The following is a 23,551-nucleotide window of genomic DNA, read 5'->3' on the forward strand; positions in this document are numbered from 1 at the left end:
TGCGCGGTTGAGGAGTGTGGGGACTCCTCAACCGCGCACAGGGGTCAGTCTCGCTCCTCCAGCGCGAGGTCCGTATCCGAGTGCAGTTCACCGACTTCGGTCTTGAGGATCCGCATCGACCGGCCGAGGCCGCGGGCCGCGTCGGGCAGCTTCTTCGAACCGAACAACACCACGAGCACTACTGCGACGATCGCCCAGTGGGCCGGGCTGAGCGCGCCCATCAGGCGGGTTCCTTGCCCTCGGGGTACACCGCGTCGACCTCTACCTCGACGAGCCAACCGGCTACGGGCAGTCCGGCCACTTCGAGAGCGAAACGGGTGGGCCTGGCGCCGTTTCGTTCGATCGGTCCGATCGGCTCGGCAGTGCCCATCGGCACCAGCTCGGTGTCACCCGAATCGAGATTGGTGTTGGCGAAAAACTGGCGGTACGCGCGATTCCATCCGCTGTAGTCGGCCTTGTCAGAGCCCGGTGCATTGTCGAGAAATACCCGCATTGTCACGACGTTCTCCAGGCTCAGTCCCTGCGCCTCGAGGTTGTCCCGAATCTTCTTCAGGACGTTGATGCCCTGTGCTTCTGTGACGGTGACTCCGGCAGGTAGCACCCCGCCCGTGAACTGATCGTCGATGTACGACTCGGGTGATCCCTCGGGCGCAGACTTGTTTCCGGCCGACGGGCCGATACCGCTGGTCTTGTAGATCGATGTGTCGCCGCCGATGGCCACACCCTGAGCGATCATCGGATTTGCCTGTCCCGCCTCGAGTACCGACCTCGAGATGAACGCGCCCGGCGTGGTTTCCGCGTCGGCGGTATCGGATGAGCAGGCAGTCGCGGTGCCGAGCAGTGCAGTGGCGGCAAATGCGGCCGCAAGAACCTTGGTGCTACGAGATTTCATGATGTGACCTCCAGAGAGAGTGATGGAATGCGAAGCACGTCAGGCAGTTTGTGCGACTCGCTGGTGTAGGTGAGTGACGACGTCCTGTGCGGAGGTGAATGCACCGTGCTGCCAGGCAATGGCGTTGGAGAGGTGATCGCCGGCGAAGTAGATCTTGTCGACCGGCTCGAGCAGCTTGGTGTACTCGGGAGTTGCCATGCCGCCGTGCGAATCTCCGGCTCCGGCCCATGATGCCCACGCCGATTCCGAATACTTGGTACGACGCCAGCTTCCCGAGAAGGATGACGAGATGTCGCGAGTGTATTTGTCGCCGTGGATCTCTGCGCCTTCGGCGATGGCCTTGGCCAATCGCTGGCGGTGCGTGAGTGATTCGAATGCTTGCTGACGCTTGCCGGTGCTGTAGTAGGCCACGACAACGCCGCGGTCGGAGTTGTAGTTGTCGTACGGGAACATGATCTGAGAGATGTCACGGTCGGTATTGGACGCGCCGCCGTAGATGCGGTCTTCGGTCTCCCACCACCGGCGTGAGTATTCGATACCGAGCTTGCCGGACGACGTGGGCTTGGCGCCCTCCAGCGCAAGGAGGATGTCGGCGGGGAGGTTGTTGTCGAGACGCTTGATCAGGTGCGGCGGGATGGTGCAGATCGCGAAGTCGGCGGTGATCGACTTGGGCTTACCGTCCACAACGTAGTCGACGGTCACACCCTCCGAAACATTCTTCATGCCACTGACTTCAGCACCGAATTCGATGTTGTCCATGCCGATCGCGTCCTGGAACTTGTAGTAGATCCGATCCATACCGCCGACGGGAGTCATCATCGTCATCGCCTGGTCGTGGCCGAATTCGAAGGAGAAGGCGCGTCCGATGCCGCCCTGGATGACATCGCTCATGCCGAATGGTTCGATCTCGGTACCGAAGTTGAGGCCCGCGCCCGGCTCGGCGGAATGTCCACGGCGCGAGGAGCCGACGTAACGACCGTCGCTGGAGAGATCACCGAAGTCCTTGAGGAACGACGACAGTGCTTCCTTGTCTTCCTTGCTCAACATCTGATCTAGAGCGCCCTGGTTGGTCGCCTTCTGTAGCAACTCCGACATGTACCCGTAGGTGTCGGCCTTGGCTGCCCGGTAGGTGATCGACTGATTGGCCAGTGGCTTGTTGCCCTTGTAATTGACGAAGGTGTTGGCGTTCTGGTTTCCGAACATCTGCAGCTCGACGCCCAACTCGCGGCAGTAGTCGATGGTGATGTGATTCTGCGGAATACGCGTCGCACCGAGGTTGTAGAAGTGGCCCTCCGAGAAAGTACAGGTCTGAGTCTCACCGTTGAGATCTGTCTCCTGCGTACCGTTCCGAATCGAATACACCCGGCCACCCGGACGGTTACGCGCTTCGAGGACGGTGACCTTGTACCCGGCTTTCTGCAATTCGTAGGCGGAACACAGCCCGGACGGTCCGCCGCCGAGGATCACGACGGAGTGATTTCCCTTGACCTTTCCGATCAGGTCGCCCGCGGCGGGGGCCTGGAATCGTCTCGGCGTCGACGCCACTGCCGGCGCCAGGCCGATGGACGACATAGCACCGAGTGCCAGGCCCGCGCCGCCGGTGATTCCCAGGCTGCGCATAAAAGATCTACGTGTGTATGGCATTCGAGCTCCCCAGTGTGCTCCCGGTGACCCGGGTGGTTGGTGTTGAACACAGACTTCAGGAGCGTTGGGTCCGGAACTTGACGCGCAGGAAACAGTCGGTGGGGACCGAGTGAGAAACGTCCGAGCGTTCGCATCTTGCTCTCTCACCCGAGTGCGATCAGCGGAAGCATGTCCGCAATATCCGCGTTACAGAACCGGACTAGCGTGACGCGACATGTCCGCTCTCACCGAAGCCATCGCGCGGTCGTTCACCACGCGCGAGAAGCAGCCCCCGGCGCGATCGCCGCTGCGCGCGTTGGGCCGTCGGCAACTCTCCGGTGCCGAGGTGCTGGCCCAGTCGGTGGCGACCACTGCTCCCGCTGTGTCGATGGTCGTTCTGCCCGTCACCATGCTGACGCACGGCCGATTGTTGAGCGGCATGATCACCATCATCGCGGCCACCGTGCTGGTGACGCTCATAGCGTTCTGTGTTTCGCAGTTCACCCGCCGAATGGCGGCGTCGGGCGGACTGCACAGCTTCGTATTTCGTGGCCTTGGCACCCGGGCAGCATTGACCACCGGCATCGCCATGATGGTCAAATACGTCGGCAGCGCGGTCATGACGCTCTATCACGGCGGGCAGGCGGCAATCGCGTTGCTCGGCTTCGCGGGTGTGCACGTGGACAAGACTTTTCAGGTCATCGCGCTCTATCTGGGGATAGCCTTGCTGATTCTCGGCGCCCTCGTGCGAAGTGTCAGATTTGCCGCGCTCGCGATCCTCGTCGTCGAAAGCTGTTCCCTTCTGTTCATCGTCGGGCTCATGATCCTGGGCGGTTCCGGAAGTCAACAAGCACAGATCGTTCCGCCCACCTCCGGCCACGGACTACTGCTCACCGCTCTGGCCGCGGTGTTCGCTCTCGCCGGATTCGAGAGCGCGGCCTTCTTCGGCCCCGAAGCTCGTCGGCCGCTGGTAACCGTCACCCGCACAGTCCTTCTCACCCCGATCATCTGTGGATCGCTCTTCATCTTCGCCGGCTGGGCTGCTTGGTCCGGGCGCAGTGACACCCTCGTCAACGCCTATGTACACGGAACTGCGACGGGCGTGAGCCCCGGTGTCGTGATCGCTCTCAACGTCGGTCTGGGTTGCTCGTGGCTGGCGTCGTCGATGGCATCGTCCAATGCTGCGTCACGCCTGGTCTATTCGTTCGGTGTCGAGCGCCTACTCCCCCGCCGGTTCGCCTCGGTTCACAGCGCATTCCGAACGCCCTACTTCGCATTGGCTGCCGTGGTCTGCACCGTCTTGCTGGGCGGCGGAACCTTTGCCGTACTGGGGCGCGGAGAAATCTTCGACGACGTTCGACTGACTGTTCGCGGCGCCGTCATCGTGGCCTATGCACTGGTGGCGATCGCATCCGTTGTCTTCCTGACACGGATCGGTGAGCACACTCCCGGCGTTCTCGCGGCCGCGTCGTGTGGAAGTGGCGCCGGCGCGGTAGCCCTCGGATACCTGGTCTATGCCAACACGATCGACCACGCGTACGTTGCACCGATCGCCGTACTCGTCATCGTGACCTCGGGAACGCTCTGGCAGTTCTACCTGCGACGCCGAAGCCCCAAAAGCCTGCTGCACGTCGGAGCCTTCGACAGACCCGAAACCGAGGACGTACTACCAGGAGCTGGGGTGTTCGCCACCGATGCAGCCGGAAACATCGTGTTGGTGGGCGAGCCGACTGCCGGCGCCCGCTGATGGTGGGCCGACCCCGCGATCTCGGTGGGCACGAACCCCGAGCCGTTCAGCGCGCCCTTGCCCTGCTCGAGGCGGCTGCCCGGCTCGGATCAGGTGCCACCGCCAAAGACATCGCCGCCCTGGCCGATATTCCACCCGCCACTGCCTACCGGTTGCTCAACATTCTTGTCGCCGACGGCTACCTGGTTCGGATCGCCGATCTCTCCGGATTCGCACTAGGTCGACGCACCCGCGAATTGGCCGGCGCTGCCGCCGAACCCACGCCTGTCGACAACTCGGTGCTCCTCGAGGAACTCCGCGAACAGCTACGGTTCGGCGTCTACCTCGCGTCGTTTGCAGAGAATAGAATTCGACTCGTCGATCGCGATCCCGACCACGAACTCAGCGGTGAACGGACACTGGTCACGGCCGTTCACGCGTCGGCTATCGGAAAGCTGCTCCTCGCCAACCGACCCGAATTGGCCGAGACCCCACTGCGAAAGGTCACCGCACGCACCATCACCGACGGCGATGCGTTGGAACTCGAACTCTCGCGGATCCGGCGCGGTGAGCCCGCCCGTGAGGTGGACGAGATTCGTGTCGGACGCTCCGCCGTCGCCGTCCCGATCCACGACGCGGAAGGGTGTGTCGTCGGCGCCTTGGCTGCGATAGGTCCGACCGGCAGACTTTCCGTGGACGACGCAGAACTTGTGGCGCTCTTGCGGGAGTACGCGGAACGCATCGTTGCACCGACGATGTCGAAGGCAAGCTGAATTCAGAGGCCGAACACTCGTTTGGCGAAACTGAGATGCTCATCCGCCCACCCGATGACGCCGAGTGTGGAATCGAGGTTTTGCGGCGGCGTGCGCACCAAGGTGTCGCGTCGGACGAGTCGGTCGAAATCGACCTGCGCGCGGTCGAACTGGACCCCGGCCGTAACCATGATGTTTACCAGTTCCTGCGCCATCACCCCGTACGCGACTGTCGTGGGATGAACGCCGTCGAGCGAGAAGAGTCCGCCGGAAGCGCGGCTACCGTGACCGTCGGCGGAGAGGAACAGCGAGTCCGGCACGGGTTGCAGGTCGGTCAGTGCCTTGGGGAGGGGATACGGCGTCCACCATGACGGCCGCGCGTTGACGTCGGTGACGTAGCGCCGTGAAGCCACGCGCTCGAGCAACCCGGCCACATCGCAGAGGTACCAGTCCTTCCCTACCCGACGTGCGTTTGCGACGGCCTGCTCGATTCCGTCGTTGTACATGTCGATTGCGGTGTCGACGGCCCATGCCTGCGCGCCGGTGATGTGTTGATCGCGCTGTGGGTCGAAGTCGGTATCGCGCACCCACGGTCGCGCGTAGTACGGGAAATAGCGGGATCCGATTTCGATCTTCCCACCGAGCCCGTGGGCGATCGGTGCGATGGTCACGTGAGGGACGGTGCAGAGGATGACGTGCTGCGCGTTGATCTTCCGGATCGCAGCGAGCACCTCGACATACTCCGACGCGAAGTGCTCGGGCTGCCACACCGTGTAGTCGCGCTTGCCGTCCGGGTCACGGAAGTTGTTGCCGCTCCATTCGACTCGGAGTTCAGTGACGGTGCGGAGCGCGTTGTTGGCACCAAGGAAGACGATGAGAGTTTCAATGCCTTCCTTGCCCAACTCCACTGCTGCGTCGAACGCGGTCATGCGCTTCTCGGCGTCGGAGCCTCGCGGTAGAACTCGCAGTGCAGCGCGTTCGCCGTTGTTCTCGACGATCTGGCTGATCAAATCGTCATGCGGTTGATGAAGAGCCTCCTCACAACCCTGCGCTGTCTTGGTCAGAGCGTCACGAAGATCCCACCCGTACACCGAGAGATTGTGGTTGATTGCCGAGAACGTCGGCGCCTCACTGCCCGGCCCGCGTTCCCAGTAGTCCTCCACCTGGTCCATGAACGCACGTGCAGCGAAGAGTGCGAGCGGAACCTCCCAGAGGTCGAGCCGTGGTCCGAAGCGCTCCTCGAGGGTGCGGAGCAACAGTTCGATGTTGAGCGGAAGCCCGCCCGGACCTCCGTAGCGGGGAAGGCGGAACTGGTCGAGCCAACCCAACTGGTGAGCAATGATCGCCGGATACGACAGATCGGTATTGAAGATCGCCCCACTCTGAAATCCCTGCGACAGCGAATCCCCGATGACCACCAACCGGTGGGGAGCATCGCCCCCAGGCGGAACTACCGGAATCCCCACTGTGGGGTCGAACTGCGGAACCCTGGGTCCGCCGGCGGCCGCGGCCACGACGTCGTCGGGAGCATCGGATGGAAGTTCCATGCCCACTCACCTCCGGAAAAGTCCAGCTGGTCAGCTGATCAGTGGTGGTTTACGCCGATCGGCAGTGTCCTGATCCGATTGCTTCTCGATCGACCTGACAACGTCGTCGGCCCACTGTTGATTTCGCCCGTCGAATTCTGCGCGGTCCCGGCGCGCGATACCCCGTCCGAGAAGGATGGCAATCGGAATGGAACACACGACCCATACGAGTAGTACGCCTCCGACAATCCACCACATAACCAGTAATTGTGCCCGATTCGACGACTGTTGTGCTCCCAGGTCGAAACATCTGTCCGAATCGTGACGGTCAATCCAGGCGAGCGTGCAGGTCAGAAACGATCTGCGTCGACGTTTTCACGGACTTTGCGTACCTGATTCCAACCGCGGACGGCGATGCCGAAGGCAACAAGCGACATCAGATCCGAGACCGTCAGACCGTGTTCTCTGTTCAACGACCACAAGACCTGACCTTCCAGCGGCCCGTTGAAGAACAGCCAAGCCACTCCTGCACAGGCAGCAGCAACAGCACTGGCTTTCGACGGCTTCAGCAAACATACGGTGCTGGTCACGAACAACAAGTTCATGAAAACCAGACCGTAGAAAATCCCGATCATGCGACTCCCCCCGAAGATCGTTCGTTTGTTCAGCTGCGGTTGAAGTTCAGGTACGCCTTCGACGGTGTCGGGCCGCGCTGGCCCTGATATTTGGATCCGGCCTCGGAGCTTCCGTACGGGAACTCTGCAGCGCTCGACAGCTTGAGCAGGCAGAGCTGTCCGATCTTCATTCCCGGCCAGAGCGTGATCGGCAGGTTTGCGACGTTGGACAACTCCAGTGTGATGTGGCCGCTGAATCCCGGGTCGATGAAACCGGCGGTCGAGTGCGTCAACAGGCCGAGGCGCCCGAGGCTCGACTTACCTTCGAGGCGGCCGGCTAGGTCGTTCGGCAGCGAGCACACTTCAAGGGTCGAACCGAGTACGAACTCGCCGGGGTGCAGTACGAACGGCTCGCCCTCTGCCGGTTCGACGAGGCTGGTCAGCTCGTCCTGACGAAGTGCCGGGTCGATGTGCGTGTACCGAGTGTTATTGAAAACCCGAAACAGACCGTCCAGGCGCACGTCGACGCTCGACGGTTGCACCATGGAATCGTCGAAAGGGTCGATACCCAGACGTCCAACGGAGATTTCGGCACGGATGTCACGATCGGAGAGCAGCACAGGTAGAGGTTACCGGTTCTGCGAGCAGTGCCGACCCATCGCCGCGATGATCACACTGCGCTCAGCGAACGCGATGGGCGGGTTCCGCGACTCGCCCGGCGGAGCCCAGCCCCACCTGTCTCGCGTTCTCCATGCCGAAAGGCTCTCCCGCGCAGAACTTGTGGACAAATCATCCACCTATGGCATCGACTTCGACACGCGCCATCTGATCAATGACGGCCAGGGATACGCTGCTTGAAAGCTCGTCTGATAATGTTCGGAACGCACGTTGATCGGCGGTGAAAACACGCCCGGTCAGCTGCGACGCCGATGTAGTTCAATGGTAGAACATCAGCTTCCCAAGCTGAATACGCGGGTTCGATTCCCGTCATCGGCTCCACAGAAAAGCGGTTCTGAACAGCATCGGAGCCGCTTTTTCTATGCCATACAGATGTTCGATCGCCGCGAAATGTCACCGTGATGGCACTGCGCCCCAGAATCCATGCCGCGATGTTCCGCACGCCAGCGCTTTCGAAACCCGAACCCGGTTTCGCGAGAGCGCTTCCACGTTGTATCGCGCCCCCGACTCATTGCTCATCGCGAATTCGCCTCATCCACAGCCTGGCCCGGGCGCCAGCCCACCGTTCACATCGCCGAATGAGACCACGCTGCAAAAATTTCCATCCCGCACCTGAACAGAGCTCACGTGGGTTGCCAACATGCCCCTCCAAGTTCTATGGTTCATTACATGAGTAACGAACCAGTGAACACCGAGCGCCGATCATCGTGATCGACGACGGACGACCACTGTTCCAGCAGATCGCCGAGCAGATCGAGAGCTCGATCATCGACGGCTCACTACCCGAGGACGGGCAGGTGCCCTCGACCAACGAACTGGCGGCGTTCCACCGGATCAATCCGGCCACTGCAGCCAAGGGCCTCAATCAGCTCGTAGGCGAGGGGATCCTCTACAAGAAACGAGGAATCGGAATGTTTGTCACTGTCGGCGCCCGCGATGCACTCAGGTTCAGACGCCGAGAAGCGTTCGCGCGCCAGTACATCGAGCCGCTGGTCGCGGAGGCCGACCGCCTCCAGATTTCCCTCGACGAACTCAAATCCATGCTGAACGACAGGAAGGCGGACTGATGAAAGCAAGCACGACAACGACTGAGTCCCACGTCAGGCGTTTCGACGAAACTGAACTCGTCGCCTCGATGCGCTCAGTGGACAGAAAGTTCGGGGACGTCGACGCGCTCGCGGACGTCTCGTTCGAGATCAGCCGAAACAAGATCTACGGCCTGCTCGGTCGCAACGGCGCAGGCAAGACGACGATCATGCAGATACTGACCGGGCAGGACCTGCACACCAGCGGCGAGGTGGAGGTATTCGGCGCTGCCCCGTTCGAGAATGCCGACGTGCTGGCGAACGTGTGCTTCGTCAAGGAAAGCCAGACGTACCCCGAAGACCTCAAGGTCAAGCACGTACTCGTCGCCGCCGGACATCTTCTCCCGAATTGGGACCACGCGTTCGCCGAGGCATTGCTCGACGACTTCCAACTTCCCCTGTGCCGCAAGGTGAAGAAGCTTTCACGCGGCATGCGGTCGGCGTTGGGGGTGATCATCGGACTTGCCTCCCGCGCGCCGCTGACCCTTTTCGACGAGCCGTACCTCGGTCTCGATGCCGTTGCGCGCCAACTGTTCTACGATCGCCTGCTTGCCGACTACGCCGAACATCCTCGCACCGTCGTGCTTTCGACTCACCTGATCGACGAGGTAGCCAATCTGCTCGAGCACGTAATCGTCGTCGATGCCGGCCGGATTGTCGTCGACGAGGACGCGGACGCACTGCGAAGCCGCGCAGTAGTGGTCACCGGCCCCCTGGCTGCGGTGGATGCTGTTGCCGCGTCCGGTACGGTTCTGCACCGGGAGACGCTGGGCGCCCACAGCCGAATCACGTTGCAGGCCTATCTGACAGACACCGACCGCAACCGACTGCGGGAGGCGGGTGTCGCGGTGGAACCGGCATCTTTACAGGAACTAGTCATCGCGACCACGACTCAGCGCAAGGAGGTCACCGTATGAGCATCACAACGACCGCGTCACGGACGGTCCAGAAGGCGCCCACTCGGTCCAGGATCGGCTCCGTCCTCCAACTGCACACGGTCGCGTGGCCGTTGCTGATCGCCTGGCCGGTGGGGATTCTGTTGATCTCGTTCTTGATCAGCTTCACCATCTACGCGATCGTCGGGAACGAGCAGGGTGAGGGATTCACTGGCAGTGTGTTCTCCGTTTACGGTTTCGTGTTGGCGTTCTACCTCCAGTCGATGACCCAGACGTTCCCGTTCGCGCTCGGACTGAGCGTGACTCGCCGCGAGTTCTTCACTGCCACCACGGTAATGGCGCTGGCACAGTCGACAGTCTTCGCAATCGCGCTGCAACTGCTGTCAGTGGCGGAGTCCGCCACCAACGGCTGGGGTGTGCACATGCGCATGTTCGGCATCGCACGCTATTTCACCGACAGCGCGGCCGTACAGTTGCTCGCGCTGTTTGCGACGCTGCTGCTGACCAGTTCGATCGCAGTGCTGACTGGCGCGATCTACCAGCGGTGGCGGATCACCGGTCTGCTCGCTTCGCTCACCGGACTCTTGGGCACGCTCGGCCTGTCTGCGATCGTGATCACGTGGGCGCACTGGTGGCCGGCGATCGGTACGTGGTTTGCCGATACTCCCCGAGTAGTGCCAATGGCACTACTCCCCTTGGCCCTTGCGATCGCGTGCATCGCCGGAGCCTGGGCGACGTTACGTCGCGCAACGCCGTGACCGCGTTAAGTGCGACGCCACATGTCGCACCGTCTCGGAGTGCTCCTCGGATCAAAACCGTCTAGGCAGCTCGTCCCCCTCCCTGAGCCAGGAAGGGGGGCGAACGTCGCAACAGGGCGCTATCTCGTCCCCGATCGGGTGGTCCGCTCTACTGCCGAGCCACCCGATCGACAAAACTCGAAGCCCGCAGCACCAGTTGATCTTTCCGATCCTGGCGCGCAGCGGCGGCATCGTAGCCGGCATAAGGGAGCGGGGGTTCGTTGCGAACGTTGGCCGAGCACTGGAAGTCTCGGCAGATCAGTGTTCCGACTGTGCTGCCGCGTCGACCAGCAGGCCCGGCCACCTTGGCGCCGTAGAAGACGACCTCGTTGGGAAGTCGCGTGTCTCGGCACCAGGAACACTGTGCGCGCGACCGCGGAGTGGCCTCCGCTTGAACGAGCAAGACTCCGATGGTCTCCCCGTCGAGTGTCGGGACGATCGCGTAGGCGCGTCGGCCCATTTTCGGATCTCGCCAGCCCAGGTAGTCGAGAGCGTCGAAGTCGATGGTGTCGAAGCGGTCCGGCAGGGTGAGATCGGACTTCTCCTTACGACTCGCGTTGACGAGGCTGGAACGGATCGATGAATCGGTCAAAATGATCATGGGTGTATACCAATCGTGGCTCGGTGAAGGTGGGTACAGCTCATGGCCCGATCAGCACCAAGTGCTGTCGGGTCCGAAATGCGCTATCTGTCGCCGGCGAAGACGACGCCGACAACCCCCTCACGCCCATGGGGCCTCACCGTGTATGTGTCCACACCGCGATGGTAGCTACAGGTCTGCGTCACGGGCCACTCGATTTAGCACTTCATGCCTGCCATGGCGGAGTGCCAGAACTGAAGAATGGCGCACTGATCTTCGCTCGAGATGTTTCGTCAGTACCCCATTCCGGACCCCATTCCGGTCGCTGTTGTGGGGTGCGTTGCCCTCTTCGGACGAGGGCAAGCGGCGCCCCGGTCCGAAGAGAAACATCAGTCACGCCAGACCGCCGTGAACTCGTACCAAGGTCCGCCGAGGTGAGTTGCGGAGAAGTCATCGAACCCCGATGGTTCGCCGCTGGGCGATATCGAACTGTCCGATCTCGAGCTCTTCGACAGCAACGATAACGGCTATCGGAGAGGGCAGGATCCACCACGACCACCGTCGGTCCTGACCAAGGACATAGAGGGTGCGGACCGCCCACACCAGACCGACCACGATCAAGAGGAGCAGAGCCGCAGCGGCGGCAAGAAGGGGATCTATCCCTCCGAACTCACCGAACGGCGAAGGCCACCAACCTGCGGAGTGGGCTGCCAATTCTACGAAAGCACTTGCAGGACAGTTTCTCCAGTCGTCAAAGAACTCCCGAACACAGCGATCGGCACTCTGCGCCACGACCGACACACATAGACAATCCGCACAATCCGTAAAACCAACGCGAATCGTGCGACAATCAGACTGTGAACGACACCAACAGTGGAGTTTCGCAATCGCGCCGATCGCGACTACTGAGCGTCGGTATCCTCCTCTCCGCCGCCCTGCTGTGGCCCACCCCCCTCTCCTCGGCCGTGCCCACCGAGCCCGGGCCGGCCAGTTGCATACCATTCGGAACTGCCCAACTCCCGCCAGGTGCGCCCTCCGGCGGAGGCCGAGTCGGGTTGGCGACCCTACCGACGTTCACCGGCTCGACCGCCCCCACCTCTGTCGAGATCCGCACGCCAACTACCCAATTCAATCGTTTCTGGGACTTCGCGCTCGTCGACCGCGACTTACTCACTCGCCCGCGAGAGCCAGGCGCATCGACGGCGGAACCGTGGCGTTTCGCGCCGATACCCGAGTGCCTGCGTGGCCGATTGGGCGGGATATCACTGGACGACGACGAACTCGTCGCGGTCGACGACAGCGGCTGGATCTACACGATGGACAACGCATCCCAGGACCCACTCGTGTGGAACTGGACCTCAGCGTGGGGTGCGCCTCTGTGGAGCGGTCCGGGCCGACAACTCCCCGGGGACCGCCCGAACGGGTGGGCACTGAGCGTCTCGTCGCCGTGGGACAACCAAACTTTCACCGACGTCGCAGGACGGATTCACTTCGTCGGACTCGCCAAGATGACGATGATCCCCACGTTGACCGGCGACGGCAGCCGAATAACCTACGCGGACCCGTGGCTTCCCAACGACGACAGCTACGAGATCGGCGGTCCGCTGGGCGGACGGTTCCAGGCTGACTCACTGTCGGCGGCCGGATCAACCACCTTCGTGATGAACAAGTACGGCGACATGTGCACCCGCACATTTGATTTCGACTCTTCGGGTTCTGACTCGATTTTCTTCCGCTACAGCTGGGATGACCAGTCGGGCAAGCCCAGCGCGCCCAACCTCGTCGCCGAAACCCTCGACCGTAGTACCGCCGCGATCCAACTACCGGCGCCGGACTGGGTGCACCAACCCAAGATTCCCGGTGAAATCACATCCGCGATCAGTGTGCACTCCCTCGGTCCTGGGCCGAATCGGCGGGAGCTGCGCGTCGAGGGCCTCCGCGGTGCCGAATTAGGTTTCTGGCACAAGGATCTCGTCGGCGACGACTGGGAGTTCACACCGACCGGCGCACCTCTCCTCGGCGTGCCGATCGAGAACGCGCCGAGAGACCGTTCGACCGACACTCTGGCCCCCGCCGCCCCCTGGCACCTGTCCACGACCCTGCCCGCCCGCGACGGCGCCATCGACGGTCAGGCTCTGATCGACATCGGGTTTCCGTACTCTGTGGTGGACCCGCGCCTGCTCGACGCGATCGGCCAGCACGCACAGCCCTCCGGATACCGACTGGACGTGGACCACTTCGACCCGGTCGCCACTACCCGGACCGCGACCGTGACTGCACCGGATGGCACAGTTCTTCCGGTCCTCCTACACACCGCCGACGGGCTACGGATGACTCCCCGCACGTCCGGCCTCGACGCCGATCCGCGCCACCTCGTCGGGGCTGTCGAGATCCCGTCGGACGCCTACGCGGATCGGGCATCGAACCCCCCTCTGGACGCGTTCGTACAGGACTGGATGCGCGGCAATCACATTGCGGCGATCACGCTCAGCGCCACCGACCACGACTTGGTGATCCGCTAACCCGAAACAGCGTCGTCCGATACACGCCGCGTACCCGGACAGTCTTGTCACGTGAGCCGAGATTCAACCTGATGGAAGTCACGTCCCCAACCCGTGCGATCACATCACCCGACCTATTGCGTCGATCAGGCTCAGCAGATGGTCGAAACCATGCGCGACGTGCCGGTCACCCGTCGACGCTGCGAGATGCAGAGTATCTCCCTCCGGCAAACAAGATCGGCAAGCCGTCGAGCGGACTCTCAACGAAATAGCAAGCACCGCAACCTGACTGGTCCTACATCCACGCTTTCGTTCGAGGCGGATACCCGAGGCGTCCGTGGCTCGGAATGTGTCCTCGAGCCACTATCCGATTTACCCCGCCGCGTGGGCAACCGATACTGTCGAGAGGTCTCGACTACAACTCGACTGAGTCGAGCCTGCAAGCCGGGGTCATCACGACACGATCGTCACGAGGGAGGCGAAAGATGTTCACACCCGAAGAATTCGGCAAGGTCTCGGTATTGGTTCCCGAGAACGGTGGTGCCGTCCCCTACGGAAACACCGTGGTGGTGCACGGATCCGAAAGCACCCTCGTAATCGACCCCTCGCTCTCCCTCGATCGAGATCCTGTGGGCGCAGACCTGGCGTTCATCAGCCACGGCCACGAGGATCACATCGCCGGACTCCATCATTTCGACGTGCCGACGTTCGCACACCACCTCGACGCGTCCTCGGTCGCGTCACTCGAAACACTGCTCGACAACTACGACCTCCGGGCAGACGAACGAGCAGAGGTCCAACAATCGATAGCAACGCAGTACGGCATACCTCCGACGCACGAGAATGTGGCGGGGATCGCGGACGACCACGTCTTCGAGCTCGGTGACCGCACTGCGACGGTCATTCATCTGCCAGGGCATACCCGCGGACACTGCGGTGTACTCGTCGAACCCGACGGCTTCTTCTACGTCGCCGACATCGACCTCACGTCCTTCGGCCCGATGTACGGCGACCTGGGTAGCAGCGTCAACGACTTCCTCGACTCCATCGATCACGTCGCAACGATCGACGCACGATGGTACGGGACCTTCCACCAGAAAGGCGTGGTCGAGGGCAGCGACGAGTTCCGACGCCGGTTGTCCGCCTACCGCGACAAACTGCTCAGCCGTGAAGAACGTCTCGTTCAATTCCTCAGCGAACCAAAAAGCTTGGAAGACATCGTCGCCCATCGACTCGTCTACCGCCCCCACGTCACGGCCCCGTACGTCGACGCCGTCGAACGACGGACAGCACAACTGCACCTCGAACGACTCATCGTGTCCGGCGCCGTCACCACAAACGAAGACAAGGTGTTTCGACGTGCCCGCTGACGTTCGAGCAGGCAGTCTGTCGTTCAAAGATCACTCGTAGGATAATCGTCGACATGAATTGGAACAGTTCCACAGAAGCCGGGTGGTCCGTAAATCTTGCCGAAGACGGCTCTGCCATAGTCATTTTCGATCCATCGGGAAGTCTGTACAGCAAACTGTTCCCCACGCACACGGACGAGAGCGATCGAACTCCCGGTAGCCGGAAGCGGGAATCGTCGGTAGCCGATCAGGATCGACAGGTACTCACGTTCCGCAAAGGTCATCCCGCAACACTTCACTTGGCCGACGGAACGATCGGAACCGTGACTGATCAGAAGCCCGGGGCTATGCGCCGAAAGAACAAGCGATGTGAGGTCGCCATCTCCGGCAGGACGTACACCTTCGCGCATTCCTCGAGCCGGAGAGCGACAGCCCTGCGTGACGGAATCGTTCTGGCACATATGGCCCGCGGCCGCTGGTCCAACCGGAACACGGTCACTCGGAAAACTGTGTCGGTGACCGACGCCCTCGACGAGTGCGTACTGACGATATTCCAGAAAGTAGTCACACCGGGCCGTACCGGCGCACTGGATCAGGTGATGACCGACCTCAGCAACGTCTGAGACAGCGGTGCCGCCAGGGGTTGACCCCGCCCTCGCCCGCTGTGACTCGAAGTGAACACAATGGACGGAATGTGCCGTACGCCACATTCAGTGGATCTCAACCGCACTCGAGACACTAGCTTCAACCACGAGGTCCACTCGCATACCCGGGATGAAAACAAGGCGCCCAGCCACATTGACGATGTCCACGCGGTCGGCGGGTGACCGACCATCGGTACCCCTCAGGTTCAACCTATTTCGGTAGAACATCTCGGATCGGAAGGCTGAAATTCGAATCATGGCCAATGTCGACGACTTGAATCTGCTCACCCAACGATTGTCACAGGGTGCGATGACCACCGATCCGGATCTACTCCAATCCTACCGACAGGACTGGAGTTTCGACCCCGCAGCAGGCACACCGGTGGCCGTCGTACGTGCATCGACGGCATCCGACGTCCAAGAAACCCTCCGATTCGCCGACAGCCGACGGATTCCGGTCATCCCACGAGGCGCAGGGACCAGTGTCGTCGGCGGATCCACAGCCATCGACGGCGCGATAACCCTCAGCCTCGAACGAATGCGATCGATTCGCATAGACGTGTCATCACGCACCGCAATCGTCGAACCGGGAGCCCTCACCAACGACGTCAAAGTCGCTGCCGCAAAAGAGGGTTTGCACTATCCGCCGGACCCGTCGTCGTTTGAAATCTGCTCGATCGGCGGCAACGCCGCAACCAATGCAGGTGGCCCTTGTTGCGTAAAATACGGCGTTACCAGCGACTACGTCCTGGGAATGACCGTTGTGCTAGCGGATGGGTCCATCGCTGAATTCGGCGGAGATCGCATCAAGGACACCCCGGGCCTCTCGTTGACGAAGCTGTTCGTGGGCAGCGAAGGCACACTGGGCGTGATAACCGAGTTGACACTTCGTCTCATCCCCCAGCCTCCGACACCTCACACAGTTGTGGCATTCTTCCCGTTGATGTCCGGAGCCGTCGCCGCAGCGAAAGACATCACAAATCTCGTGCGCCCTTCAGAACTCGAAATCCTCGACAACGCTGCCATCAAGGTGGCTGAAGAGTTTCTCCGCATGGAACTCGACACCGACGCCGGGGCACTCCTCATCGGGCGGTCCGATGCGGGCAACGCCGCAGAGGCCGAGATGGAACTGATGCGCACGCACTGCGAAAAACGGGGAGCCTCAGCTGTATTCGTCACCGACGACCCTCACGAAGGTGAGCTGTTCATCCGTCCGCGCTACGCCGTCTACGAAGCCTTCGAGCAGAAAGGCGTGGTTATCGGCGACGATGTCGCCGTCCCGATCGACAAGCTCCCTGCGCTCACCGACGGTATCGCCGACATAGCAAATCGCAACAACACCACTGTCGTCAGCTACACCCACGCCGCGGACGAGCTCACTCACCCCGTCCTCAACTATCCCGTCGGAGACGAAGCGGCCGCAGCATCTGCCGCCGCGGCGAGACAAGAGATCTACGAACTCGTGAGAACTCTGGGAGGAACCGTGACTACAGAATATGGCGTGGGACAACACAAACGAGGAGCCCTGTCGAATGCCTTGGACCCGGTCGTGGTCAAGCTGAACAGGGCAATCAAAAACGCCGTCGACCCCAACAACATCTTGAACCCGCGCGTTCTGATCCCCTAGAGGCCCCAAAGGTCGAGTAATCGGCGACCTGAACTCGCCTCACATCCTCCCGAATCTCGGCCTGAAGTCTCAGCCGAAAAATCTGGCACTCGAGGTTGCAGAGTGCCAGATTCACTGGTTATCATGTTCTCGCACAGTGAGTTCGGTCGCCGTCGAGGTGACGGTGACCTTTCTTCGACGATACGGGAGGTGTGTTGCTGTGCTTCGTTTCGATCCTTTCACCGACATCGACGCGATCACCAAATCCTTGCTTGCTACCGGAACCGGCAGCAGCCGAAGTCCTCGCTTCATGCCGATGGACCTCTACAAGATCGATGACCACTACGTCTTGCATGCCGATCTTCCCGGCGTCGACCCGGGATCGGTGGACGTACAGGTAGACGGCTCGACTCTGACCTTGACCGCGCACCGTAGTGCCCTCTCCGAAGAGGGAGTGACGTGGCTGGCCGGTGAACGTTTCACGGGAACGTACAGAAGGCAGCTGTCCATCAGTGAGGATATCGATTCCGAGCGGATCGTCGCCTCGTACGACAACGGCGTATTGACCGTGAGCTTGCCGATCGCAGAGAAGGCGAAACCGAGGCGAATCGAAATCTCGTCGGCGGCTCCTACCCGATCTGCACACTCCGAGGCCGAAGCTCAGGGACAGATCGAAGCCTGACCTGATCGGTCTGTAGCGCTACCCACGCCTGGATCACACTGCAGAATTCTGCAGTGCTTGGCGCGAAATCGCCTGCACAAGAACCTTTCACCCCAGGAGGTCTACTATGTCCGCGACAACCACGGTCCCCGCACCCACTCTCGCTGAACCGGTCGTCTGGAACGAAGACCCGCAGCGGCAACGGTGGTGGAAGCGCATTCTCTCGGCCAACCCGCCGGAAAATCCAAACAACGAAGAGTTTCAACCCTGACAAGGCGACACAAGTTTCGCCAAATATGCTGTCCAGCAAATGGCACGATGCCTTCCGCCCGGTCGACCGGACGGAAGGCATCGTGCCAGAGTTGGATTCTCTACTTTTACAGGTTGATGACGTCACCGACGAAGATCTGGTCGGGATCGACGATCTGAGGGTTCATGTCCCAGACCTGCTGCCAGGAAAGCCCACGTTCTGCACCGAGACCGGACAACGTATCACCGGCCGCGACGATCACCTCTTCGCCCGACACACGAGGTTCAATCTCCGGAATACTTTCTGCCGGTGCAGATTCGGATGACACGGGTTCGACAACCGGAGCGGAAGCCAGCTCTTGTGCGGATTCGATTGCCGTTTCCAGTGCAGGTGCAGGTGCAGGTGCAGGTGCAGGAACAATGCTCGAACCGGTATCGCACGCACCGACCGAACTCAGGAAGGCCATCGGATCGACGGCCCCGCCACTGTGGATCCGCAGATGCAAATGCGGACCGGTTGAGCTACCGGTGTTGCCGGTTGCCCCGATCTCATCGCCGACCTCGACGTGCTGACCCACTCCGACCCAAGTGTCGGAAAGGTGTCCCATCTGGATCTGCTCGCCGGTGTCTGCTTCCAATTGGATGTAAGTCCCGTATCCTCCTGGATCATTCGGCCCTGCAACAGAAATCGTTCCCGACGTCGGTGCATGGAGCGCAGTACCGACGCTTACGGCGAAGTCGACGCCGTCATGGCCCGCGTGGTAACCCTGCGAGAGTGATCCACCTACCGGCCACTCCCAGCCGCAACTGGCCGACCAGCCTTGTGCACCGGCGATACCTGCGTTGGCTACTGCTCCGGCACCCACGAGGGCGCTTACTCCCGCAGTTAGGGCGATGAATCGTTTTGTGTTGGAGGGCTTGTGTTTTCTGTGCTTACTCATTGTTTCCTGACTGGATATGGACGGTGAAGGTGCAGCCTCTGCCGGCTGACAGCACTCGAAACGTGCTGACTCATGGCGAACAGCACCGACTCCGTTGTGTAGAACTTTGCGAATGCGCCCAGAGCGAGGCGCGTAAATGACGACTCTCGCGATCGAGGGCGCCTGGCGATCAAACGGACCGATCAGACTCTGATGAGTTCTGACTTCGCGGCGGTTCGCTCTGCCGTGCGCTGTGAATGTTGCCGCACCGAACTTCAAGTTTTTCGGCAGACCGATCGAGGCGGGTGTCTACCCGGACGGTCGAGAAAGGGGTGGAACATGCAGATCCTTGCGTTGCGGATGAGGAATCACCTCATACGCTGTCGCTTCACGACGCTGCACGCGACGGTTGAACTACCTGGGTACGTACCTGTTTCTGCACGTTCGACCCGACCGGTCGTGACATTCTCCCGGGCTGACAACGCCGCCACCAGCAAAATGCCGAACGGGAGACCAGCGCACGTTCCGGTATCGGAAACGCGCGCTGATCTCCCGTCAGGTAGATCTATTGTGTGGTCGAGCTACCGCTCTGCGGCGTGATGGGCAGCGATGTAGCCGTAAACCAGCCCCTGGCCAATCGTCGCGCCGGCGCCCGGATAGGAGTGACCGAATGCGTTGGCCGCGGTATTGCCGATCGCGTAGAGGCCGTCGATGATGCTGCCGTCCTCACGAAGCACGCGGGCACGCGCGTCGGCCTGTACGCCACCGCAGGTGCCGAGGTCGCTCAATGTCATCTTCACCGCATAGAGTGAACGACCGTCGACCGGCCTCAGGTTGGGGTTCGGAGACACTGTCGGGTCACCGTAGTAGCGGTCGTACGCGCTGGCTCCACGGCCGAATTCCGAGTCGCTACCTGCTACTGAGGCCTCGTTGTACGTCCGGAAGGCCTCGGTGAACGCGTCCTCCGGCAGTCCGACCTTGCGAGCGAGTTCTGCCGGGTTGCTCGCTTTGTGCGCGATACCGGACTCGAAGAATGCCGGCGGAAGTGGCTGACGCGGGAAGATGCCGCCGGCGAACACGTAGCTGTTGCGGTACTCCTGGTCGAAGACAAACCACATGGACTCGGCCGGGTCGCCCGCCTTCTCCCTCTCGAGCACCCGCTGACCGAAGGTCATGTAGTCGGTTGCCTCGTTCACGAATCGACGGCCGGTGTGGTCGACGATGAACGAGCCAGGCAGCGCACGCTCCGCGAGCATCACCATCGGCGGCCGTCCCTTGATGCTCGCGACCGCAGGGAACCACCACGACTGGTCCATTGAACCGATACCGGCGCCCAGCTCCTGCGCGGCCTCGATGGCTTCGCCTATGTTGCCCTCGGCACCGAGGCTCTCGTGCTCTCCGAGGCTCTCCGACTGGTACTTGTGGCGCCACTCCATGTTGTGGTCGAACCCGCCGGCGGCCAGAACGACGCCGCGCCGGGCCGTCACCGTCACCTCGCGGCCGTCTTGAACGACGACTGCACCGGTCACGCGGTCGCCCTCGGTGACGAGCCGAACCAACGACGTCTCGGTCCACACCGGGATACCTGCTTGCACCACACCGGCGAACAGACCTGCTGCGAGCGCCTGACCACCGGCGATGTATTCACGATTGAGGACGTATTTACCGTAAACGCCCTGCGCCAATCGGCGAATGATGCGCGGAAAAGCCTTGGTCGGCTTCTTCACCATCAGGTTCATCCATTTGTAGTCCGCGCCGGTCACCGGCATCGGCAGCCCAGCTTCCATCAAGCCGGGACGCAGGCGACCGCGTTCCGCACCCAACACCGACGCGTCGAACGGCTGGCACTCACAGGTGCGGCCGGCGGCGCTACCGCCCGGCAGTTCGGGGTGGTAATCGGAGTATTCCTTGGCCCAGAAGAACTTCATGGGCGTCGTGCGGTGGAGCATGTCGACCGTGGCGGCACTGTTGTCGACGAACGCCTCACCACGTGCGGCGGGTGCCGTATCACCGACCGCCGCATGCACATACGTCTTCGCGCGCGCAATGGTGTCGCCCGCACCGGCTTCCGCCAGTACCGGGTTGGCAGGCATCCAAAACGCCCCACCGGACCGCGCCGTCGAACCGCCGACGTACTGCGTCTTCTCCACGATCAGCGTGGACAAGCCGAGCTCGTTCGCGGTGAGGGCCGCCGCCATGCCGGTGCCGGACCCGATCACAAGCAGGTCGACAGCGATGTCATGGGCTCGTGTCGCGGGGGGTGCCTGATTCTTAGCCATTGAACGAATCCCTTCACGTGGTTTATCGACGCAAACGCTAGGGCAGTCGCAGCGGAGTAGGGTCCGGATGCCCATTCAGCGGGACACTGCGAGCGGGTTGACTCGAAGAGCATCCGGTCGGAGTTGGCGCAGTGCGGCCGTCACCGCAGGACAGCCAGGTCCGTGAGTGACATGTTCGCGGCGGTTGATGCCGGGCGTCGGGAAGAACCGCGAGTGCGTTTGATCGTTTTTCGGCATTGTCGATCAGTTCGCAGGCCGATCCACCATCACACCAGCGCGGCCTCAATCCACGAAATTCTTCTATTCGAGCGGATATGGTGAGTCCGTCCCTTCGCTCACGACCGTGGTGGAAAGTGGTAACCACAAACGACATTGCCGGATACTGGAGGTCTCTCGTGGTGAATCTCGTTCGTCGACTCAGCGTCTGCGCATCCGTCGTGATCGTTTCGGCTCTGACGCCGGTAGCGCTCGCATCCGCGGCGGTAACCGTTCCATTCCAGATCAACCCTGCGCCCTACGGCAACCCGAACGGCAGTTTCGACGCGCCCGCAGTCCGCTGTGTGGCTGTAGTCGGCGAACAACCTGGCACGGTGACTATCACCGGCGGCAAGGAGGACCGCTGGGGATGCCTGCTCTCGTCCGAAGTGCGCTGGCTTAACCTCTCGACCGGGGCCTCGGGTTCCGCCCGGCTCTCGGACGGTCTGCACGGATTCCCGGCAGAGGCGGTCGTCCAGACCGGAACCGGCCAAGTCGCCGTAGCCGTCTTGTCTGTGGCAGGAACGATCACCCCAGGCGTCGCATCGTTTTACGTGCCCTAGCACCCGAAGTCCGAATCACCCGCACGGTGGGACCTGAGGTCCTGTTTGCCGGCCCGTCATCCCGGTTAGCCTGAAAAGACGCTACCGAGAGGACTCTCATGACTGCGTCTGTATACGAAACAATCTCCGTCGCTCCAGACCTGATCGACGTTTACAAGGATCTCCACAGCCACCCGGAGCTCGGGTTTCACGAGGATCGCACGTCCAAGATCGTCGAAAAACATTTGCATGCATTGGGATTCGACATCACAACCGGCGTCGGAACTACCGGAGTCGTCGGAGTCCTGAAGAACGGATCAGGACCCACTGCGCTGCTGCGTGCGGACATGGACGCCCTCCCGGTTCGGGAAGAAACCGGATTGGACTACGCCAGCACCGTGACAACGACCGACGATCAGGGGAAGTCCGTCTCGGTCAGCCACGCGTGTGGCCATGACCTGCACACGAGCTGCTTACTCGGTGCGGCTCGGATCATCTCGCAGGACACAACGACGTGGTCCGGCACTGTTGTCCTCGTCTTCCAACCGGCCGAAGAACTCGGCGCGGGTGCCCAAGCAATGGTCGACGACGGCCTGTTCGAACGATTTCCGAGACCCGACATCGTCCTCGGACAACACGTAGCTCCGCTACCAGCAGGCACGATCGCTGGGCATGCCGGCCCCTCGTACGCGGGATCGGATTCATTGCGCGTGCGACTGGTCGGAAAGGGGGCCCACGGTTCGATGCCGGAGAACTCGGTCGATCCCGTAGTCATAGCAGCCGAAACCGTGTTGCGTCTGCAAACTGTCATCTCACGCGAGGTGCCGAGCACTGCGACGGCTGTCCTCACCGTCGGCTCCATCCATGCTGGGGATGCCGCCAACGTGATTCCCGGCGAGGCAGAACTGCAACTCAACATCCGCAGCTACGACGCGGCTGTGCGTCAACGCATCCTCGACAGCGTCGACCGCATCGTCCGGGGCGAAGCGGCCACCGCCGGCGCACCCACCCCACCTACCATCACCGAGACAGAGCACTTTCCGATCGTCGTCAATGATCCGGCAGCGCTGGACAAGACCCTCGATGCTTTTGCCGAATGGTTGGGGACAAACAAGATTCTCGACCCCGGTGCGGGAGCAGGTAGTGAAGACGTCGGCATTCTCGCGACTAATGCCGGTGCGCCACTGTCATACTGGCTGTTGGGCGGCACCGACCCTTCACTGTTCACTACAGGTGGCATGACCGATCCGGCCCTGCGAACCGTGCCGTCGAACCACTCTCCGCACTACGCTCCCGTGATCGAGCCGACCCTGACAATCGGTGTGAACGCTTTGGTCGTCGCGGCCAGGACGTGGCTCCCAACTCCCTAGTGCGAG

At 61.8% G+C, this 23,551-nt stretch carries 24 protein-coding genes and 1 tRNA gene; 15 read left to right on the forward strand and 10 right to left on the reverse strand.

Annotation, left to right across the window (positions count from 1 at the left end; all coding sequences use genetic code 11):
• Positions 1-44 precede the first annotated feature (44 nt).
• From tatA to QM716_RS21085, 3 genes are read right to left on the reverse strand one after another with little or no spacing between them, the layout of a single operon-like run.
• Positions 45-221 carry a Sec-independent protein translocase subunit TatA gene (tatA, locus tag QM716_RS21075; protein WP_283306034.1) on the reverse strand — a complete coding sequence of 59 codons (177 nt, stop codon included), beginning with the start codon at positions 219-221 and terminating at the stop codon, positions 45-47.
• Complete coding sequence (locus tag QM716_RS21080; protein WP_283306036.1) at positions 221-892, reverse strand: Rid family hydrolase; 672 nt, start codon at positions 890-892, stop codon at positions 221-223. The genes tatA and QM716_RS21080 overlap by 1 nt, the downstream gene beginning before the upstream one ends.
• Positions 893-931: 39 nt before the next feature.
• Complete coding sequence (locus tag QM716_RS21085; RefSeq protein ID WP_283306157.1) at positions 932-2,512, reverse strand: flavin monoamine oxidase family protein; 1,581 nt, start codon at positions 2,510-2,512, stop codon at positions 932-934.
• Positions 2,513-2,750: 238 nt separating this feature from the next.
• On the opposite strand from QM716_RS21085, the gene QM716_RS21090 reads away from it, so the two are divergent.
• Complete coding sequence (locus QM716_RS21090) at positions 2,751-4,262, forward strand: APC family permease (RefSeq protein ID WP_283306037.1); 1,512 nt, start codon at positions 2,751-2,753, stop codon at positions 4,260-4,262.
• Positions 4,262-5,014 carry an IclR family transcriptional regulator gene (locus QM716_RS21095; protein WP_283306039.1) on the forward strand — a complete coding sequence of 251 codons (753 nt, stop codon included), beginning with the start codon at positions 4,262-4,264 and terminating at the stop codon, positions 5,012-5,014. The genes QM716_RS21090 and QM716_RS21095 overlap by 1 nt, the downstream gene beginning before the upstream one ends.
• Positions 5,015-5,016: 2 nt before the next feature.
• Here QM716_RS21095 and QM716_RS21100 read toward each other — a convergent pair whose 3' ends face one another.
• From QM716_RS21100 to dcd, 3 genes are all read right to left on the reverse strand, one after another.
• Entirely contained in the window at positions 5,017-6,540 is a 1,524-nt protein-coding gene (locus QM716_RS21100; protein ID WP_283306040.1) for a hypothetical protein, read from the reverse strand.
• A gap of 329 nt (positions 6,541-6,869) precedes the next feature.
• Positions 6,870-7,154, reverse strand: coding sequence for a hypothetical protein (locus QM716_RS21105; protein WP_283306041.1), 285 nt, complete (start codon positions 7,152-7,154; stop codon positions 6,870-6,872).
• 29 nt (positions 7,155-7,183) lie between these two features.
• Complete coding sequence (dcd, locus tag QM716_RS21110) at positions 7,184-7,753, reverse strand: dCTP deaminase (RefSeq protein ID WP_019747488.1); 570 nt, start codon at positions 7,751-7,753, stop codon at positions 7,184-7,186.
• A 46-nt stretch (positions 7,754-7,799) separates the two neighbouring features.
• On the opposite strand from dcd, the gene QM716_RS21115 reads away from it, so the two are divergent.
• The 5 genes from QM716_RS21115 to QM716_RS21135 all read left to right on the forward strand — a co-directional run bounded on the left by QM716_RS21115 (position 7,800) and on the right by QM716_RS21135 (position 10,550).
• Complete coding sequence (locus tag QM716_RS21115) at positions 7,800-7,991, forward strand: hypothetical protein (RefSeq protein ID WP_283306042.1); 192 nt, start codon at positions 7,800-7,802, stop codon at positions 7,989-7,991.
• Between the two features lie 67 nt (positions 7,992-8,058).
• Positions 8,059-8,132, forward strand: a tRNA-Gly gene (locus QM716_RS21120).
• A 386-nt stretch (positions 8,133-8,518) separates the two neighbouring features.
• Entirely contained in the window at positions 8,519-8,878 is a 360-nt protein-coding gene (locus tag QM716_RS21125) for a GntR family transcriptional regulator (protein WP_283306043.1), read from the forward strand.
• Complete coding sequence (locus QM716_RS21130; RefSeq protein WP_283306044.1) at positions 8,878-9,813, forward strand: ABC transporter ATP-binding protein; 936 nt, start codon at positions 8,878-8,880, stop codon at positions 9,811-9,813. Before QM716_RS21125 ends, QM716_RS21130 begins: the two co-directional genes overlap by 1 nt.
• Complete coding sequence (locus QM716_RS21135) at positions 9,810-10,550, forward strand: ABC transporter permease (RefSeq protein WP_283306045.1); 741 nt, start codon at positions 9,810-9,812, stop codon at positions 10,548-10,550. Before QM716_RS21130 ends, QM716_RS21135 begins: the two co-directional genes overlap by 4 nt.
• Before the next feature lie 148 nt (positions 10,551-10,698).
• Here the strand turns inward: QM716_RS21135 and QM716_RS21140 are convergent, their stop codons facing one another.
• The gene (locus QM716_RS21140) at positions 10,699-11,190 is read right to left on the reverse strand and encodes an FBP domain-containing protein (RefSeq protein ID WP_283306046.1); all 492 of its coding nucleotides are present in this window, start codon (positions 11,188-11,190) and stop codon (positions 10,699-10,701) included.
• Between the two features lie 429 nt (positions 11,191-11,619).
• Positions 11,620-11,883, reverse strand: coding sequence for a hypothetical protein (locus tag QM716_RS21145; RefSeq protein WP_502942107.1), 264 nt, complete (start codon positions 11,881-11,883; stop codon positions 11,620-11,622).
• 143 nt (positions 11,884-12,026) lie between these two features.
• Here QM716_RS21145 and QM716_RS21150 point away from each other — a divergent pair, with 143 nt between their 5' ends.
• The 6 genes from QM716_RS21150 (at position 12,027) to QM716_RS21175 (ending at position 18,201) form a co-directional block, all read left to right on the forward strand.
• A complete protein-coding gene (locus tag QM716_RS21150; protein WP_283306047.1) occupies positions 12,027-13,691 on the forward strand; it encodes a hypothetical protein in 1,665 nt (554 codons plus the stop codon).
• Between the two features lie 464 nt (positions 13,692-14,155).
• Positions 14,156-15,040 carry an MBL fold metallo-hydrolase gene (locus QM716_RS21155; protein WP_283306048.1) on the forward strand — a complete coding sequence of 295 codons (885 nt, stop codon included), beginning with the start codon at positions 14,156-14,158 and terminating at the stop codon, positions 15,038-15,040.
• Positions 15,041-15,093: 53 nt separating this feature from the next.
• Positions 15,094-15,642: a hypothetical protein gene (locus QM716_RS21160; protein WP_283306050.1), complete on the forward strand. Its 549-nt coding sequence runs from the start codon at positions 15,094-15,096 to the stop codon at positions 15,640-15,642.
• 277 nt (positions 15,643-15,919) lie between these two features.
• Positions 15,920-17,290 (forward strand): FAD-binding oxidoreductase, encoded by a 1,371-nt coding sequence (locus tag QM716_RS21165; RefSeq protein ID WP_283306051.1) that lies wholly within the window; start codon positions 15,920-15,922, stop codon positions 17,288-17,290.
• Positions 17,291-17,489: 199 nt separating this feature from the next.
• Positions 17,490-17,951, forward strand: a complete 462-nt coding sequence (locus tag QM716_RS21170) for an Hsp20/alpha crystallin family protein (protein WP_283306052.1) — start codon at positions 17,490-17,492, stop codon at positions 17,949-17,951.
• A 106-nt stretch (positions 17,952-18,057) separates the two neighbouring features.
• Positions 18,058-18,201: a hypothetical protein gene (locus tag QM716_RS21175; RefSeq protein ID WP_283306053.1), complete on the forward strand. Its 144-nt coding sequence runs from the start codon at positions 18,058-18,060 to the stop codon at positions 18,199-18,201.
• 106 nt (positions 18,202-18,307) lie between these two features.
• On the opposite strand, the gene QM716_RS21180 is transcribed toward QM716_RS21175, so the two are convergent.
• Positions 18,308-19,120 (reverse strand): M23 family metallopeptidase, encoded by an 813-nt coding sequence (locus tag QM716_RS21180; protein WP_283306054.1) that lies wholly within the window; start codon positions 19,118-19,120, stop codon positions 18,308-18,310.
• A gap of 560 nt (positions 19,121-19,680) precedes the next feature.
• Positions 19,681-21,378, reverse strand: a complete 1,698-nt coding sequence (locus tag QM716_RS21185) for a 3-ketosteroid-delta-1-dehydrogenase (protein WP_283306055.1) — start codon at positions 21,376-21,378, stop codon at positions 19,681-19,683.
• 398 nt (positions 21,379-21,776) lie between these two features.
• On the opposite strand from QM716_RS21185, the gene QM716_RS21190 reads away from it, so the two are divergent.
• Together QM716_RS21190 and QM716_RS21195 are read left to right on the forward strand one after the other, a co-directional pair.
• The gene (locus QM716_RS21190) at positions 21,777-22,196 is read left to right on the forward strand and encodes a hypothetical protein (protein ID WP_283306158.1); all 420 of its coding nucleotides are present in this window, start codon (positions 21,777-21,779) and stop codon (positions 22,194-22,196) included.
• A 98-nt stretch (positions 22,197-22,294) separates the two neighbouring features.
• Positions 22,295-23,545 (forward strand): amidohydrolase, encoded by a 1,251-nt coding sequence (locus tag QM716_RS21195; protein ID WP_283306056.1) that lies wholly within the window; start codon positions 22,295-22,297, stop codon positions 23,543-23,545.
• Positions 23,546-23,551: the final 6 nt, after the last annotated feature.

This window comes from Rhodococcus sp. IEGM 1409, assembly GCF_030056735.1.
Taxonomy (GTDB): domain Bacteria; phylum Actinomycetota; class Actinomycetes; order Mycobacteriales; family Mycobacteriaceae; genus Rhodococcus_F.